This window comes from Butyricimonas hominis (assembly GCF_014287455.1).
Lineage (GTDB): Bacteria > Bacteroidota > Bacteroidia > Bacteroidales > Marinifilaceae > Butyricimonas > Butyricimonas muris.
Map to the genome: position 1 here is coordinate 387,163 of NZ_JACOOH010000001.1, position 18,673 is coordinate 405,835.

Below are 18,673 nucleotides of genomic sequence, written 5' to 3' on the forward strand. Positions count from 1 at the left end.
TGTAAATAAAATCTTAATATGGCAGTTAGACTAAGTAAAGTTGCTAGAGAATTTAACGTAGGCTTGTCCACGATAGTGGATTTCCTACAAGAGAAGGGGATTAAGATTTCATCTGATCCAAACGCAAAATTAACTGATGACCAATACTCTTTGATTGCCAAAGAGTTCTCCACGGATAGCGAGGCAAAAAAAGAATCCAATCGCGTGGACTTGAAAAATACCCGGCTAAAAAAAGAGACCGTGAGCATCGACAATATGGGAAATACGGAATCTCATCAAACGGAATTTATTTCCGTGAAAGACGAGATAAAACTGGAAAGCAAGATAAAAGTCGTGGATCACATCGACCTGAATAAACTGAATAAGCCCAAAAACGAAGAAAAGGTCGAGGAAAAGCCTGTCGAGAAAAAAGAAGAAAAAAGAGTGGAGAAAATAGAAGAAAAAAAAGAGGAAACACCTGTTGAAGTCCCGGTAAAAGAAACTCCGGTTCACGCGCAAAAGCAAGAGCGTGAAGAAAATCAAGCTCCTTTCAAATCTTCCCCGAAGACTCTTATAAAACAACCGAAAGAGGAAGTAAAACAAGAGGCCGCACCGGAAATAGAGGAAGAAAATACCTATACCGGAAGACAGGAAGTCAACTATAAATCTTCCACCCCGACTATAAAGGACGTGAAAGTAGTGGGTTCCATTGACTTGGATGCCATCAATCAACGCACCCGTCCCCCGAAAAAAAGCAAACAAGAGCGCGAAAGAGATAAACGGGAACTTAAAAAGAAATCACTTGTTCCACCCAAGAGCTCGGATGAACTTGCTCTCAAGAAGAATATTCCGGTCAGTGGAGACGGAAAAGAAGATTCTGATGATACGGAGATCCGTAAAAAACGGAAACGTATTCTGAAAAAGGATGAAAGAATCACTATCGATGCTCCTAAAACAGCTAAACAGGAAGAGAACAAGAAGAAACTCAAAAAAATCAAGAAGAAAAAAGCCAGCAAGGCTGAGATTTCGGAAGAAGATGTTCAAAAACAAATCAAGGACACGTTTGCGCGTCTGGGAAGTAAGGGAAAAACCAAATCTTCCAAGCACCGGAGAGACAAACGGGATGCCGTGCATCAAAAAATGCAGGCTGAAATAGAACAAGCCGAACTGGAGAAGAATATTCTTAAACTCACGGAATTTGTTACGGTTAGCGAGTTAGCTACCATGATGGATATTTCCGTGGCGGAGATCATTTCGGCTTGTATGTCACTCGGTCTATTCGTATCCATCAACCAACGTCTGGACGCGGAAACCATCAATATCGTGGCGGAAGAATTCGGATTCGATGTTGAATTTGTCAGTGTTGATATTCAAGAAGCCATTGATGAAGAGGAGGAAGAAACAGAAGACATGCTGGAAACCCGTCCCCCGATCGTTACGGTCATGGGACACGTTGACCACGGTAAAACATCTTTGCTCGACTATATCCGTAAAGCAAATGTAATCGCCGGAGAAGCGGGAGGAATCACCCAGCACATCGGGGCTTACAGCGTAAAACTGGCAGACGGAAGAACGGTAACTTTCCTTGATACCCCGGGACACGAGGCATTTACCGCCATGCGCGCCCGCGGAGCTCAAGTAACCGATATCGCTATCATTATCATCGCTGCCGACGACAACGTGATGCCTCAAACCGTTGAGGCCATCAACCACGCGAGCGCGGCAGGTGTTCCGATTGTATTCGCTATCAACAAAATTGATAAACCGGGAGCCAACCCCGACAAGATTCGCGAAGAACTGGCAGCCATGAACTATCTGGTAGAAGAATGGGGCGGTAAATACCAATGTCAAGAAATCTCTGCGAAGAAAGGCTTACACGTAGAGGAACTTCTTGAAAAAGTATTACTCGAGGCTGAAATCCTTGAACTGAAAGCCAACCCGCATAAAAAAGCCACGGGGTCTATCATTGAATCCTCTTTGGATAAAGGACGGGGATACGTGGCTACCGTACTCGTGCAAAGCGGTACTCTCCACGTCGGAGACGTTGTGCTTGCCGGACAATATTTCGGACACGTGAAAGCCATGTTCAACGAACGCGGCGCCAAAATGGAAGAAGGCGGACCTTCATGCCCGGCATTAATCCTCGGGTTGAACGGTGCTCCGCAAGCCGGTGACAAATTCAACGTGATGGCGAACGAAAAAGATGCGCGTGCATTGGCAAACAAACGCGAACAATTACAACGCGAACAAGGACTGCGTACCCAGAAACATATCACGCTGGACGAAATCGGAAGACGTATCGCTATCGGAAACTTCCAAGAACTGAACATCATCGTGAAAGGAGACGTGGACGGTTCTATCGAGGCATTATCCGATTCCTTGATCAAACTATCGACCCAAGAAATACAGGTGAACGTGATCCACAAAGCGGTAGGACAAATTTCCGAAGGCGATGTCATGCTGGCTGCAGCATCCAACGCCATCATCGTCGGATTCCAAGTTCGTCCTTCCTTGAGTGCCCGCAAGCTGGCGGAGAAAGAAGAGATCGACATCAGACTCTACTCCATCATCTACACGGCTATCGAGGAAATCAAGGCTGCCATGGAAGGTATGCTTTCACCCGAATTCAAGGAAGAAATCACTTCTACCGTGGAAGTACTTGAAACATTCAAGATTACCAAGGTGGGCACCATTGCCGGATGTCTCGTGAGAGACGGAAAAATCACCCGTAACTCGAAAGTACGCGTGATCCGCGATGGTATCGTGATCTTTACCGGAGAACTCGGTTCATTGAAACGTTTCAAGGATGACGTGAAAGAAGTCAGCAAAGGATTCGAGTGCGGTTTGAACATCAACAATTTCAACGATATTCAAACGGGAGATTTCGTGGAAAGCTTTGAACAAGTAGCGGTGAAAAAAACATTATAATTTTTTTAACTATAAGCTAAGACAAATTCTCTCGATAATTTTGTACTTTGCGTCACTAAATATTAGAGAGGAATTATTTTAAAAACTAATTGATTTACTCATGAAAAGACTTTTAATTCTTACAGCAATATTAACCATGATGGTTGGAGCTGCAAACTCACAGGTTTTAAAACCGGTGAAATGGCAAATTACTTTCAAGAAAGTCAGCGAAGGTGTTTATGACATCATCTGCAAGGCTACCATTGAAAGCGGCTGGCACCTGTATGATACGAAACTTCCGGAGAATGGTCCTCAACCAACCGTTTTCATCATGGACGAAGACGAATCATCCGATATTGAATTAGTTGGCGAATTCAAGGCTACCACAGAAGCGAAAGTAGAAAAAAGCGAAGCATTCAACATGGAATTGAAATATTTCGAGGAAACAGTTACTTTCGTTCAACGCGTGAAATTGAAAAAGGACACCGGTAAACTGGTAGGTACTGTTGAATACATGGCTTGCTCAGGCTCTCAATGTATTCCTCCCGCCGAAGAAGAATTTGAATTTGAATTGAAGAAATAAATTGAAAGCCGTCTTCGGACGGCTTTTTTTATACCTCTCTCGTATGGCATCGAGGATTCGACATACCCTCATTCTGATCACATGGATTACCATCCTTCTTCTCGCCTGCAAAGAGGAGAAGAAACCTGCACGGGCAGATCATGCTATACAGATACCGGCAACACCCGACACCGTTTCTTTATTCTTTTGCGGGGATATCATCCAACATCTACCCCAGATATACGACGCACACAACCCGACCGAGAAAGATTACAAATACCTGAAATGCTTCCGGTATATCGCACCTTATTGGCACGACTCGGATTTTGTAATCGCGAACTTGGAAACTACCCTCTCCGATAAAGAATACTCCGGGTATCCTCGTTTCAGTTCTCCTTGGCAAATAGCAAGAGATCTGCAACGTCTGGGAGTAACGACGTTCGTCACGGCGAACAACCATTGTTGCGACCAACTGGCTCGAGGCATCACGAAAACAATTTATTACCTCGATTCACTGGGCATCGCCCACACGGGCATCTTCATGGATACGTTAAGTTATAAAAAAAGGAATCCGCTCTACCTTCGGAAAGACAATTTCAAAATCGCACTGTTAAACTACACGTACGGTACAAACGGACTTCCCATCCCGAAAGGTTTTGTCGTTTCTCTCATCGACACCACGGTTATCAAACGGGATATTCAGCAAGCCAAACGAGATTCGGCGACCAATATCATTGCTTTCATGCACTGGGGATACGAGTATCACACCTCCCCCAATAAAGAACAGAAAGCCCTCGCCACATGGTTACACGCACAAGGAGCAGACATTGTCATCGGTTCACACCCCCACGTGGTACAACCTATCGAATACATCTTATCGGGCAAAGACACCGTTGGAGTTACCGCCTATTCACTCGGCAATTTCATTTCAAACCAATCTTATAAAGGTACCGACGGAGGCATTTGTATCCGCTTAACTTTAACCCACCCGGAAGCAAAAACCACCCGTTACACCATGGAAACAATCAAGTTCTACACTTACCGCCCGTTCGAGGAAGGACGCACCCGCTATTACGTCGTCCCCGAAGCCCTCTCCGACAGCATCATAAAAGATTACCACCTCATCAAAAGCAAACGCTTTTTCAAACAAACCGACTCCATACTGAATTAGTTTATAAGGTTCATAAAGTCTATTACACCCGCAAATGTTTCGTCTACAGCAGCAAAGTTGCTGATTAATAATACCCGAAGAACTCCCGTCACTTTTTAACCTTATAAACTTTACAAACCTTATAAACCCTATAAACTTTCCCCCGAATCATTTCATTTTTGCCCGACTTAATTATATATTTGCTGTAACGTAAAAAAATCACACTATGAAACTAGCAGTAATTGCACACGACGGGAAAAAAGCAGAAATGGTCGCTTTCCTAAACAGGCATTATGATTTCATGCATTCGGCAAACATTGAAATCATCGCAACCGGAACCACCGGGAAACACGCTCAAGACGCGGGATTAAAAGTTGAACGTTTGCTTTCAGGCCCTATCGGGGGAGATGCACAGATAGCGGCACAGGTCGCGGAACATAAAGTACAAATGGTCTTCTTCTTCCGTGATCCGCTGGACAAACATCCACATGAACCGGACGTACAAATGCTCATGCGTGTCTGCGACGTACATAATGTACCATTGGCAACCAATCCCGCCTCGGCAGAATTGATGCTTCGCGGATACGAAACCATGAACAAGTAATTGTTAATAATTTATTAAAGCTCACGCAAACATTTGCATATCTGCATTCTATACCCTAAATTTGCAGATAGTTAATAATATGCGCCATGAGGAAACGCCAGTTAGCAATTATACCGCTTCTTGTTGCCTGCATCACGATGCTGGTGACAACGGTTTTACCTCACCACCATCATGGCTCTCTTATCTGTTTCACCGCAACACATTGTATCGAACAACAAGAAGGAAATACTTGTCAACACAATCATAGTTCCAACTCTTGTGAAAAAGAATGCGAAGTAAAACAGCTTTTTGAAACAGACATAATAAAAGAACACAATCATGGATGTTCATGTTGTCCGGAACTGACTCCGGAGCATCTACTTCTCCCGTTATTTATCATTGCAGGAGAAAACTATTTATCCTTATTCCCGGAAGACACGCGAATAACACCGCCCACATTCTATCGGGAACGACTCCACGCCATCACGTGGAGCATGACTTCTGCCGGACGTGCACCACCTACCGTATTAGCTTAAAGAAATCGTTCCGGATTTCATTCTTTGTATTCACCGCGATCCGGTAAAATACACTACCTACATTTATTTGATTTATATACTCATAACAAATAACTTATTCATATGAGAACATTTTTTTATGCTATTACAATATTAGCAATCTCACTTGTCGGATGCAAGAGTAACTCATCACAAGACAAACACAAACATTCCGAAACGGAAACCCATGCAGGACACGACCATGCTCATGACCACAACCATGACAAAGATCACGATCATGATCCGAAACACGATCACAGTCACGACCACGAAACCGCGGAAGAACACGCCGCACACAGCCACGAGGCAGAAGAAGCAAAACACAGCGACGAGATAATCTTTTCCAAAGAGCAAGCCGCTAAAACAAATTTCGAAGTACAAGAGATACAGCCCGGCAGTTTCAATCAAGTGGTAAAAACCTCCGGACAAATAATGGCAGCCCCCGGCGACGAAGCAGTTGTCGTTGCCACCAGCAACGGTATAGTATCCTTTACCTCCAACAAATTGAGTGAAGGTACCGCCGTCAAAAAAGGGCAATCCCTATTCCAAATATCGTCCAAGAACATGGCAGAAGGAGATTATTACACGAAAGTAAAAGCCACCTACGAAACGGCAAAAGCCAATTACGACAGGGCTGAATCGCTCGTGAAAGATAAAATCATCTCTCAAAAAGAATTCGAAGCCGCCCGTTTGGAATACGAGAACGCCAGAACAGCATACGAGGCCGTATCGGGAGCCAAAACAGAGAAAGGTGTAAGTGTAAACGCCCCGCTCAACGGGCATATCAAAAACATACTGGTAAAAGAAGGAGAATACATCACAGCCGGACAGGCACTGGCAACCGTTTCACAAAACCAACGGTTAGTACTCCGTGCCGAGGTATCCCAAAGATACTACAACGCACTGAAGAGCATCAATAGCGCCAACTTCAAAACCCCGTATGACAACCACGTGTACGAACTGGCAGACCTGAACGGACGCCTGCTCTCTTTCGGAAAGACTTCCGACAACAACTCATTCTTCGTACCCGTGTCATTCGAATTTGACAACAAGGGAGAAGTCATCCCCGGCTCATTTGTTGAAGTATATCTTATTTCATCCCCGATAGAAAATACCTTGAGTATCCCCGTTTCCGCACTGACAAATGAAATGGGCTTCTTCTACGTCTACGTGCAAATCGACGACGAAGGCTACCGCAAACAAGAGGTTACCCTTGGCGCCAACAATGGCAAAGAAGTACAGGTACTGAAAGGACTGCACCCCGGCGACCGTGTCGTAACTCAAGGAGCCTACCAAGTAAAAATGGCCTCCGCGTCAGGTGCAATACCTCATGGACATAGCCATGAACATTAATCAATTTACGATTTATGAATTACGATTTACGATTAAAAATCATTGATTAGTAAAAGAGAATCATCTAAATCTAAAATCATAAATCTAAAAATTAATAGAATCTTAAATCTAAAATCATAAATCCCAAATCAATAAACGGATGTTAAATAAGATCATACAATATTCATTACACAACCGACTGGTGGTAATGATCGCGTCGATTGTCCTGCTTTTGTGGGGTTCTTACACGGCGCACAAAATGGAAGTGGACGTATTTCCGGACTTGAATGCCCCGACAGTGGTAGTCATGACCGAGGCACAGGGTATGGCACCCGAAGAAGTAGAACGGATGGTAACCTTCCCCATCGAAACAGCGGTAAACGGAGCAACCGACGTGCGCAGCGTGAGATCATCCTCCACGACAGGATTCTCCGTCGTGTGGGTGCAATTCGACTGGGGTACCAATATATACACGGCACGGCAAATTGTTTCTGAAAAACTATCTACCCTCGGAGATGCCCTTCCGGGTAACGTGGGAAGTCCCACTCTCGGTCCGCAATCCTCCATCTTGGGAGAAATGATGATTTTCGGATTGACCTCCGACACGACCTCTTTACAGGACTTGCGTACCATTGCCGACTGGACAATCCGTCCCCGCCTGCTCTCCACGGGGGGCGTGGCACAGGTAACCGTTATCGGCGGCGATATCAAAGAGTACCAAATACTTCTCGATCCTGCCCGTATGAAACACTACGGCATCACCATGGACGAAGTACTGGCCGTGGTGGACAACATGAACCAGAACTCCACGGGAGGTATCCTCTACGAGTACGGTAACGAGTACATCGTGCAAGGCATTCTCGCGACTGACAATGTTGAGGAACTCGGCAAAGGAGTCGTGAAAACAGTAGACAATATACCTGTCCTTTTATCGGACATCGCCACGGTACAAATCGGGCAAAAAGAACCCAAACTGGGACTGGCATCCGAAAAGGGACATCCTGCCGTGTTAATCACAATCACTAAACAACCTAATTCCAACACCTTGGAATTAACGGACAAACTGGACAACGCCATCTCGGAATTGCAAAAGACATTGCCCTCGGACGTGCAAATCTCTTCCGACATTTTCCGTCAATCCCGTTTTATCGAGAGTTCAATCTCCAACATACAGAAAGCCCTATTCGAGGGGGCAATCTTCGTGATTATCGTACTCTTCTTCTTCTTGATGAACGTACGTACCACCATTATATCGCTGGTAGCATTGCCCTTGTCATTACTCGTGGCAATTCTAACCTTACACGCCTTGGGATTAACCATCAACACGATGAGTTTGGGAGGACTCGCCATAGCCATCGGATCCTTGGTCGATGATGCCATTGTCGATGTAGAAAACGTGTATAAACGACTGCGGGAAAATCAACAAAGACCGATGGGCGAACGTCTTTCTTCCCTAAAAATCGTGTTCGAGGCATCCAAAGAAGTACGTATGCCCATTCTGAACTCCACGCTAATCATCGTGGCTTGCTTCTTGCCCCTGTTCTTCCTTTCCGGCATGGAAGGACGCATGTTGATACCGCTGGGAATCGCTTTCATCGTGGCACTTTTCGCTTCCACGGTAGTAGCTTTGACCTTAACCCCGGTATTATGCAGCTATATCCTCACCACCCCGAAAGCATTGAAAAAAAGCGAGAAGGAACCCATTGTTTCCCGCACGCTGAAAAAATGGTATAAAAAAGCCTTGGAATGGGCTCTCCGCCACAAGAAAGTGGTTATCGGAACCAGTGCCGCCCTGTTAATCTTCACGATCATCATCATGACCGGATTGGGACGTAGCTTCCTGCCCCCGTTCAACGAGGGGTCGCTCACCATCAATACCAGCACCATGCCGGGTATCTCACTGGAAGAATCCGACAAGATGGGACGGATGGCAGAAGAAATATTACTGGGTATCCCGGAAATACAGACTGTTGCCCGCAAGACCGGACGTGCCGAATTGGATGAACACGCCTTGGGAGTCAACGTATCGGAAATCGAAGCTCCTTTCGAACTTGACAAACGCTCCCGGGAAGAATTTCTTGCCGACGTGCGCGAGCAATTGGGTAAACTACAAGGCATGAACATTGAAATCGGGCAACCGATCTCCCACCGTATCGACGCCATGTTGTCCGGAACGAAAGCAAACATAGCCATTAAGCTATTCGGTAACGATTTGAACAAACTGTACACCATCGGGGGGCAAATCAAAGACGCCATTCAAGGCATCGACGGCATCGCCGATCTGACTCTGGAACAACAAATCGAGCGCCCGCAACTACAAATCAAACCGAAACGGGATATGCTCGCCAAATACGGCATTACCTTGCCCGAATTCTCCGAGTTCATCAACGTGGCACTCTCCGGTAGAGTCATATCCCAAGTGTACGAGGGCGGTCGGGTATTCGACCTCACCGTGAAAGTACACGACAACAACCGGGTAAACATGGAAGAAATCGGTAACTTGATGATTGACGCCAACGGACAAAAAGTACCGCTCCACTACGTGGCTGAAATACTCCCTTCCGTGGGACCGAACACCATCAGCCGGGAAAACGTGCAACGAAAAATAGTCGTATCCGCCAACGTGGCAGGACGTGACTTGAACGGTGTCGTGAAAGATATCCAAAAAACAGTAGACGAACAAATCTCCCTGCCCGAAGGCTATCACGTGGAATACGGCGGTCAATTCGAGAGTGAACAAGCGGCTTCACGTACCTTGTTCCTTACCTCATTGATCTCTATCATGTTGATATTCCTGTTATTGTTCAACGAATTTCACAGTATGCCCTTATCCGGAATCATCATGCTGAACTTGCCCTTGGCTATCATCGGAGGAATCATCAGCATCTGGTTCACCTCGGGAATCATCAGCATTCCCGCTATTATCGGGTTCATCTCGTTATTCGGTATTGCCACCCGCAACGGAATCCTGCTCGTGTCGCACTACAACCACCTGCGGGAACAAGGTTTTTCATTATACGAGAGTGTTATTCACGGCTCTCTCGATCGGTTGAACCCGATTCTGATGACAGCCTTAACCTCCGCCTTGGCATTGATTCCGCTTGCAGTCGGGGGAGACCTTCCGGGCAATGAAATCCAAAGCCCGCTGGCTCAAGTTATCTTGGGAGGATTATTAAGCTCCACCTTGTTGAACGGCTTCGTGGTTCCGATCATGTACATATTGCTTAACCACAAGCAAAAAAATATCGAAAACTTGGAAGCGTAACCTTTGAAACAAACAATATGAATACATATAAATTATACATATTAAGCATCATGCTGTTGGGCATCCTCTCCGCGAGGGCCCAAAGCAGCATTGACGAGGTTCTGAAAAGCGTCGAGAACAACAACAAATCGTTGCAAGCCAACGTAAAGATGACCGACGCCCAAAAACTGGAATCTCAAACCGGCAAATTTCTGGCTAACCCGACATTCGAGTGGGAACAAATGTGGGGCAATCGGAATAACCCCGGTTCGGAATATTCATTCACGGTAAAACAATCGTTGGACTTTCCCAACACGTATGCGAATAAGAACAAAATCGCCGCGTTAAAGTCCGGTACATTCGACCTTCAATTTGCGGCTTACCGTCAACAACTTCTTCTGACGGCAAAACAAACCTGCATCGAGATCGTTTATCTCCGCAAACAAAAAGTCCTGCTGGACGAACGATTAAGTAATGCCGAGTCCATGTTTACCCTCTATCAAAAACGGTTAGCATCAGGAGACGCCAACCAATTGGAATTAAATAAAATCCAATTGGAATTACTCAACGCCCAGAACCAAAGCCGCTTGAATCAAGCCGCACTGAACGCCGCGTTGGAACAACTGCAAAACTTGAACGGCGGTAACCCGATCCCGTTCCAAAACACGGAATACCCGACAGGGGAAAGCTTAATCGACTTCGAGCAATTGCAAGCCGATTTCATCGCCGCCGATCCGAACTTGAAAGGCTTAGCCGAAGAGCAAGAGATTGCCAAACGGGAAGTGAAACTCAACCGCTCCCTCTCCTTGCCCAAATTCGACGTCGGTTACAAACGTAGCGCCTCATCAGGTAACGTCGCGTCCAACGGTTTCGTCGTGGGAGTATCCATCCCCCTTTTCGAAAACAAAAACACCGTCAAAAAAGCCAAAGCCCAAGCAGAATTCGCCACAGCCTCTCTCGAAGACAACCGGCTGAATCTTCGCACCAGCCTGCAACAACTCTACCATCAGGCAGAAGCCTTGCAGATCTCCCGTGAAGACTACGCCAAAGTCCTTGAACAACAGCGCAACGTGGAACTGCTCAACAAAGCCCTCAACGCCGGACAACTCTCCGTGATCGACTATTTCGTCGAACTCACCACTTTCTACGACAGCCAACAAAGCTATCTGGACGTGGAAAAAGAATACCACAACATTTTGGCTCAATTGTATCAATACAAACTATAGAGCACAGGAAACTCAACTAAAACAAGGAGGAATTCAGCAAGGTTGAATTCTTCCTTATTTTATATTCTGAATTTTATTATCTACCTTTGAGGAAAATAAAATAAGGAACTACATGCAAATCGCGGACACGGATATCCTCAATACATTCAAACAGAATGTCAATAAAGGAGGAAGTCTCCTCTTTCGGCGTTATTATAGACCTCTTATTCTATTTTCCAACTCCCTACTCAATGATGATACTTTCTCAGAAGATATCGTACAAGACGTTTTTTACCATTTCATCAACACCCATGCATACACCCGCGTCACCCCGGACACGTTAGCCGCGTTTCTCTTCCGGGCCGTGCGCAACCTCTGTGTAAACAAAATTCGAAATACCCGCGAATACACCTATGCCGAACTTCTCTCGTTCGAAGCCACCGAGGAAGAAGCTATAACGTTCTCCCCCGAACTCGTCGAGGCTATCCGCGAAGCTATCCGCCAATTACCTGAAAGAACCCGTGCCGTTATTCTCTCCATTATCGTGGAAAAGAAAAAATACAAAGAAACAGCGGAGTCCTTAAACGTTTCCGTCAATACAGTCAAAACCCTTCTCAATCATGGACTGCAACAACTTCGCCGGCAATTTCCCGACCCGGCAATATTCCTTTTCATGCAATTCCGACAATCCTGTTTATAAGCAAGATATAACTTTTTCAAAAAAAAAACGAAGAAATACATTCACCCATTTTCACTTTTCTACTATTATCTTATAGACAGAAACCAAAGCTATGATGACAATAGAAGAAAAACGTACACGAATACATGACTACCTGACCGGAACCATGGATGAAGAAAAACAGCAAGCATTCAATCATTGGTTAAAAAAAGACGAAGAAGCACAACTACTCTTCCGGGAAGAAGTCCGAAAATTCAGGCGTGTCGAATGGGCTGAACGGTGGGATCAGGTAAACGACATGCAAGCGGAAAAACGAACCATGCAACGAATCCGCTCCCGAAGATTACAAAGATTACAGGTTCGCTACGCGGCAGCAGCTATCGTATTCATAGCCATCGGGATAACCACATGGTGGTGGTCAACAGCGAAACAGGAAGTCCGTCGTCCGGTAACAATACCTTTGACAAGCCGGCAAATGCCGGTATTAACCCTAAATAACGGGGAAGAAATCATTCTTCCCCTTGGTGATTCCACAACACTGCGTTCCGATGAAATAGATATCCGGCTGACCGATTTCGGGCGACTAGAGTACACGAACAAAACAAATAACGACAAAAAACAGATACGTTACAACAAATTGACCGTCCCTTATGGTTGCGAATTTAACGTAATGTTATCAGACGGTAGCCGAGTGTGGCTGAACGCGGGAAGCTCGTTACGGTATCCCGAAGTTTTTAGTGGCGAAATGCGGGAAGTATTTCTGGAAGGAGAAGGTTATTTTGAAGTAGAACGAGATGAACAAATCCCTTTTATCGTACAGACAAAAGAAATGAACGTACAGGTACTAGGTACAAGTTTCAATATACGTGCCTACGAGGACGATCAAAACGTAATTACCACACTCGTGACAGGCAAGGTCATACAACACTATCCGGGTATCGACACAAGCCTCGTGTTAACACCTTCCCTTCAAGCAGTGTTTAACCCGGAAAGCGGTTCATTGTCGGTTCAAAAAGTGAAAGTTCACACGGTACTCGCTTGGCACAATGGAAGAATCGCCATCAGTGATGCCCGTCTGGAAGACATTTTCAAAGAACTCTCCCGCTGGTATGATTTCGAGGTAATCTACTCGGATCCGTCATTAAAAGATGTTCGCTTTTACTTGCACTCTAATCGCTATGCAGAAATAGAGGGTGTACTGAAACACCTTCAAGCAACTTGCGGTGTACGATTCACTTATGTCGGAAAAACAATTTACGTGTTAGATAAAAAGTAAAGGGATGTCCCCACATCCCCTTACACGTTAGTAACTCCACGATACTAACGAAATGTTAATTAAAATAGTAGAACAAAGTTATGAAACAAAAACCAAAAATTCAACAAACGCTAAGAGAAATGAAATTATTAGCGTTATTTACACTTTTGGGCTTGTGTTCCGTCCGCGCGGTAGCACACGGACAGGAAACACGCATCGATTTACAGATGTCAGGCGTAACCCTGAGCGAAGTATTTCAACAAATCGAAGAGTTGACGGACTACATGTTCGTGTACAAGAGCGAAGACATACGTGCCGCGGGCAAAGTGAACGTGAACGCTCGCCAAATGATGGTAAAAGACGTGCTGGCACATTGCCTGCAAGGAACCGGATTAATATTTTCATTCCAAGATAACGTGATTGCCATCAAGCAAAAACTCGCGGATGAAAAAAAATCCGTGACAATAAAAGGATTTGTAACAGACGGCCAAGCCGTTCCGCTTCCGGGAGTAACCGTGAGAGTCGCCGGAACCACCGTGGGAACCGCCACGAACGTAAACGGTTGGTTCTCGATCACCTTGCCGATGACAAGCGGAGCTCTGGAATTTTCGTTCGTGGGATACCGGAAACAATCCGTGCCTTTTACCGAAAAGACAGACACGATACGCGTCAAACTCGAGGAAGACGTTGCCGATCTGGACGAAGTTGTCGTGCGGGCCTACGGTTCCCAAAACAAACGGGAAATGATCTCGGCCATATCTTCCGTGAAAGCGGATGAAATGAAAGAACTTCCGTCTGCAAGCATCACGAACATGTTGCAGGGACGTCTGGCAGGAGTCAACATTATCCAGCAATCGGGAGCCCCCGGCAGTGCCTCGGTTATCGCCGTGCGAGGCTTCAACTCCCTGCTCGTGGACGGAGCCAGCGACGGGCAACCGCTTTGGGTAGTTGATGGAGTACCCATGCACTCGTTCGTTTCTCCGGTAACAGGAACCAATACACTGGCAGACCTCGACCCGAGCATGATCGAATCCGTCGAAGTATTGAAAGACGCGGCTGCAGCCTCTATCTACGGTTCCCGTGCGGGCAACGGGGTCATTCTGGTAACCACTAAAAAAGGAAAAGCCGGGGCGGCAAAATTCGCTGCCAACATATCCTACACTTGGTCTAAAGTCATGGAATACCCCGTGCAAACCGGGGGACGCATGGATCGTTACCTGCAACTTTTAAACCGAAGAAACCAAACAAACTATTACATGGTATTCGGGGTAAACAGAGGCTTCTACTGGCCTACCTCCTACGAGGAAATCTGGAATAAAGCCGGCGTGTACGACGCTTTTTGGCAAAACGGACAGACGTCAAACGTTCGGGTAGAAATGAACCTGCAGGACAGCTTGGACCCTTACTACAACAATTGCACCAACTGGTGGAAATACGCCTTCCGCACGGGAAAAGTCCTGAATGCCAACATTCAGGCTTCGGGCGGTTCCGACAAATTCCAGTACATGATCGGAGCCGGGATCTATGACGAGAAAGGTATCATGGTCAATAGCGGTTATACCCGGGGCAACCTCATATCCAACACGACCGCTCAACTCACTCAAAGCCTGCGTTTAGACTCTCGTATCTATCTGGCATACGTCGACAGAACCATGAACAAATCGGGCAGCGGAAGCAGCCGCTACGAGAAAATGAGCGTCGTCCCCGAACAAATGAAAACTTATGAAGGAGCCAGCGACGAAATCGTCAGTGAATGGCTGGACGCGACCAAGGGCATCAAGGACAGAACTGACGACTACCGGGCTATGGCCAGCCTTTTCCTTGAATACAAATTCCTCAAAGGATTCAGCCTCTCCGCGTCCGGTAGTATAGACTACTCCCAAAACAACATGAACAAATTTACGCCCAGCACTCTGGACGAATCCTATCACGAAAACAAATCTCAAGGAGCTATCATGCGTAACTTAATGATCTCCACGGAAGAACTGTTCAAATACAACCGCAGCTTCAACGAAATCCACAACATTGACATCATGCTCGGTTTAAACATCAATAAAGAACAAAACCATTACATCGGGGGATACGGGAAACGCGGCAGCAGCGACAACGTCAACTACTACGACCCCTCGATCAACTCCCCGATTTACAATTACGGGACAGAACAAAGTCCGAGATGGGAATCAACTACCAGTTATGAATCCGACTTCGAAGAAAAAGTAATGGTCAGCTACTTCGGGCGTATCGGCTACAACTTCAAACAGCGCTACTTGATGGAATTTACCTTCCGCCGCGACGGCTCATCCACATTCGGTGAAGGCAATCGTTGGGCAAACTTTCCCTCCATTGCCTTGGGATGGAGCTTCTCGGAGGAACCATTTATAAAACGCTGGACAGGCAATTGGTTAAACTGGGGAAAACTTCGGGGAAGTTACGGAACCTCCGGACAAATATTCTCGGATGCATACCTCGCCCACGGCTTGATGAGAGCCAACATGACCTCCTTCCAGTTCCGCACGGGCGTCTACACGGGTACACCTGTGGCACCGGATTTGACTTGGGAAAAAACCGAACAATACGACTTGGGATTAGACCTCGATATGTTCAACTACCGCGTCAACCTGAAACTGGACTATTACTACAAATATACCAGTTCATTAATCATGAACGTCGGGTTACCCGGGGGATTCCTTCCCGTGAGCTCCCGCAAAGAAAATGCTATTGCCGTTTCCAACGAAGGTATCGAACTTGAAATACTGGCAGACATCCTGCGCGATCGAGCCGTAACATGGCGCACGAGATTCAACGTGGCTAAAGTATGGAACCGCTTGGAAGACTCTTACAGCGACAAAGACATCTCCATCCTGCGCAACAACCAACAAGACTGGTTTGTCATCGGTCGTCCGCTATTCGGGATGATGGTGTACAAACACAACGGCTTCTATAACTCGGATGATGAAGTACCCGTCTACTACAAGATAAACGGAGACGCCACCTACATCGGCGGAGTCACCAATCGCAGCAAGACAAGCGGCAAAGTCGGGGACTACAACCTAGCGGACTTCGATCATGACGGCTCGGCTGACAAATACAACGCAGGCTCACCCCTCCCTATCGCTTACGGGGGCTGGGTAAACGAACTTAAATGGAAAAACTTCGACATCAACATGTTATTCAGCTTCACGTTAGGCAGAAAAGTCATTCGCACCGCAGGCAACCAACTCTACGCCAATATCCCGCAAGCCTTCTTCGACAGTCGGGACGTGACCTTTTGGACTGCTCCCGGGGACAAGGCGGATTTCCCGAAATACGGCAAAATAATAGAGCCCATGCTGGATAGCAACATCGAAAAAGTACACTCCCTAAGTATGCGTCAATTAACCGTGGGTTACAATTTCGAAGACAACTGGATACGCAAAGCCGGACTCTCCGGTATGCGCTTCTTCATGACCGTGGAAAATCTATTCTGCTGGAGCAACTATTCATACGGCAACCCGGAAACCATCGACGTTTACACGGGATTGGACGACGGCAAATCATACCCTCTGCCGCGAAAATGGACATTAGGTTTAACCCTTAATTTTTAATCTGATGATGAAACAATTCTGTATTATATTAGCCATCGTGTTGGGGCTCAACAGTTGCACGGACTTAATCGACGTTCAACCGGAAAACGCGACCACATATACCAACTACTTCCAGACACGCCAAGACGCCGAAGCCCTGTTGACCGAACTGCTGCTTCGCCTGCGCAACGGAGAATCCAACAGGTTAGGTCTGGGCTTGATTATCGACGAAGATAGCCGCTACCAATCCATGCGCAACATGGCAACGGGACTCACGGCTGACGGAAGCTCCGTCTATCGGTTGATCTATCAAGCAAGCCTGATCATTGAAAACGCTCACCGTTTCCAAATCCCGGAAGAAGAACTGAAACCCTACCTGTTACAAGCCTACTTCGCTAACGCCGTCGGGTATTGGCGACTGGCACGGGATTACGGGGAAATGGTTATTCTCCGCTCAACCACGGACTTCACCCCTCTCGCTAAAAGTTCCCAAAAAGAACTCCTTGACGAAGCTGAAAAATGGGCTCTGAAAGCGATGGACCTTCCCGTGTACGATGAACTGGCAGGTCTGGATGGCCCGATCATCAAAAACTACGGGAGCAAAGGAGCCGCGGCAGCCTTGTTAGCTCACCTGTACGCTTGGAGAGCCGGCGTGGCAAACGAACCCGAATACTGGGCTAAAGCGGAAGAATACTGCACGATGATTATCGACCAAAAAGTAGGTTCCTACCAGTTGGCCATCAACCCCGAATCAGTCGTGCTGGACGTCATGAAAGGCAATAACCGCGAAAACATCTGGGAACTCGAAAACAACGCACAGGAAAGCAGATACTTAACAAACAACTTCGTCGGCTTCCCCATCATTACCTCCTCCGGCTATGCCCCCGTCGGGGGATACAGTTACGGGTGTAAAATCCACAAAACAACCGTGAACAACATGTATTCCCGGAACGACCAACGCCGTGAAGCCTACTTCTACGGTTTGGATGCCGACTTCCTCTACCTGAAAAATGTAAACGGCAACATCGTGGCAGATACCTCGCGCAAGGATGGCGACAACATCGTGAAGAGCTACGATAACAAAACGATTAAACAAGCCTTCATCTATAAATTCAGGTATCCCTACTTCCATGTCACCGACAACACCCCCGAACCGCAATATCGCGGTCTGAATCAAAACGAAATCGTCTGGCGCCTTGGAGGAATCTACCTGTTGCGTGCGGAATGTCGCGCCCGCCAAAACAAACCCGACGCCGTGGACGACCTCAACCTGATCCGTCGCCGGGCATACGGTAACATGACCGCCTCCGGAGGAATCGTCGATGCGGCCAAAGAGAGCGAATACGCCTATCCCTGTGCCGAAGACGTGGAAAAAGGATTGGCAAACAACATTCAGTTAGCCATCTTCCGGGAAAGAGAAAAAGAACTATTCCAAGAGAACCATCGCTTCTACGATATCGTGCGCAACGGCTACTGCTTCTTGCACGATAAAGACAGTTACGACTACATCCGGAAAGAACTGCCCGCCGCCTTCTCGTACTTGACGGACAAAGACATCGAGGACGGGGCTTTATTCTCGGAAGTATCCTCCAACTTCTTCACGAACAACGACCTGATGAGACAGAATCTATTTTGGAACAGATATAACCAATAATCTTAC

At 46.6% G+C, this 18,673-nt stretch carries 12 protein-coding genes; all 12 read left to right on the plus strand.

Features of this window, described 5'->3' with window-relative positions:
* Nucleotides 1-18: 18 nt before the first annotated feature.
* The 12 genes from infB (at nucleotide 19) to H8S64_RS01580 (ending at nucleotide 18,667) form a co-directional block, all read left to right on the plus strand.
* The gene (infB, locus tag H8S64_RS01525) at nucleotides 19-2,907 is read left to right on the plus strand and encodes a translation initiation factor IF-2 (RefSeq protein ID WP_186974668.1); all 2,889 of its coding nucleotides are present in this window, start codon (nucleotides 19-21) and stop codon (nucleotides 2,905-2,907) included.
* Between the two features lie 100 nt (nucleotides 2,908-3,007).
* The gene (locus H8S64_RS01530) at nucleotides 3,008-3,469 is read left to right on the plus strand and encodes a protein-disulfide reductase DsbD domain-containing protein (protein ID WP_227216927.1); all 462 of its coding nucleotides are present in this window, start codon (nucleotides 3,008-3,010) and stop codon (nucleotides 3,467-3,469) included.
* A gap of 43 nt (nucleotides 3,470-3,512) precedes the next feature.
* Nucleotides 3,513-4,619, plus strand: coding sequence for a CapA family protein (locus H8S64_RS01535; protein WP_186974669.1), 1,107 nt, complete (start codon nucleotides 3,513-3,515; stop codon nucleotides 4,617-4,619).
* A 205-nt stretch (nucleotides 4,620-4,824) separates the two neighbouring features.
* Complete coding sequence (locus tag H8S64_RS01540) at nucleotides 4,825-5,202, plus strand: methylglyoxal synthase (protein ID WP_099291077.1); 378 nt, start codon at nucleotides 4,825-4,827, stop codon at nucleotides 5,200-5,202.
* Between the two features lie 86 nt (nucleotides 5,203-5,288).
* A complete protein-coding gene (locus H8S64_RS01545; protein WP_186974670.1) occupies nucleotides 5,289-5,717 on the plus strand; it encodes a DUF6769 family protein in 429 nt (142 codons plus the stop codon).
* Between the two features lie 102 nt (nucleotides 5,718-5,819).
* Nucleotides 5,820-7,088 (plus strand): efflux RND transporter periplasmic adaptor subunit, encoded by a 1,269-nt coding sequence (locus tag H8S64_RS01550; protein WP_186974671.1) that lies wholly within the window; start codon nucleotides 5,820-5,822, stop codon nucleotides 7,086-7,088.
* A gap of 139 nt (nucleotides 7,089-7,227) precedes the next feature.
* Complete coding sequence (locus tag H8S64_RS01555) at nucleotides 7,228-10,332, plus strand: efflux RND transporter permease subunit (RefSeq protein WP_186974672.1); 3,105 nt, start codon at nucleotides 7,228-7,230, stop codon at nucleotides 10,330-10,332.
* Nucleotides 10,333-10,349: 17 nt separating this feature from the next.
* Nucleotides 10,350-11,537: a TolC family protein gene (locus H8S64_RS01560; RefSeq protein ID WP_186974673.1), complete on the plus strand. Its 1,188-nt coding sequence runs from the start codon at nucleotides 10,350-10,352 to the stop codon at nucleotides 11,535-11,537.
* 112 nt (nucleotides 11,538-11,649) lie between these two features.
* Entirely contained in the window at nucleotides 11,650-12,216 is a 567-nt protein-coding gene (locus H8S64_RS01565) for a sigma-70 family RNA polymerase sigma factor (protein WP_186974674.1), read from the plus strand.
* Between the two features lie 91 nt (nucleotides 12,217-12,307).
* Complete coding sequence (locus H8S64_RS01570; RefSeq protein WP_186974675.1) at nucleotides 12,308-13,471, plus strand: FecR family protein; 1,164 nt, start codon at nucleotides 12,308-12,310, stop codon at nucleotides 13,469-13,471.
* An 80-nt stretch (nucleotides 13,472-13,551) separates the two neighbouring features.
* Nucleotides 13,552-17,034 (plus strand): SusC/RagA family TonB-linked outer membrane protein, encoded by a 3,483-nt coding sequence (locus H8S64_RS01575; RefSeq protein WP_186974676.1) that lies wholly within the window; start codon nucleotides 13,552-13,554, stop codon nucleotides 17,032-17,034.
* 4 nt (nucleotides 17,035-17,038) lie between these two features.
* On the plus strand, nucleotides 17,039-18,667 hold the full coding sequence (locus H8S64_RS01580; protein WP_255469378.1) for a RagB/SusD family nutrient uptake outer membrane protein: 1,629 nt from the start codon (nucleotides 17,039-17,041) through the stop codon (nucleotides 18,665-18,667).
* Nucleotides 18,668-18,673 lie beyond the last annotated feature (6 nt).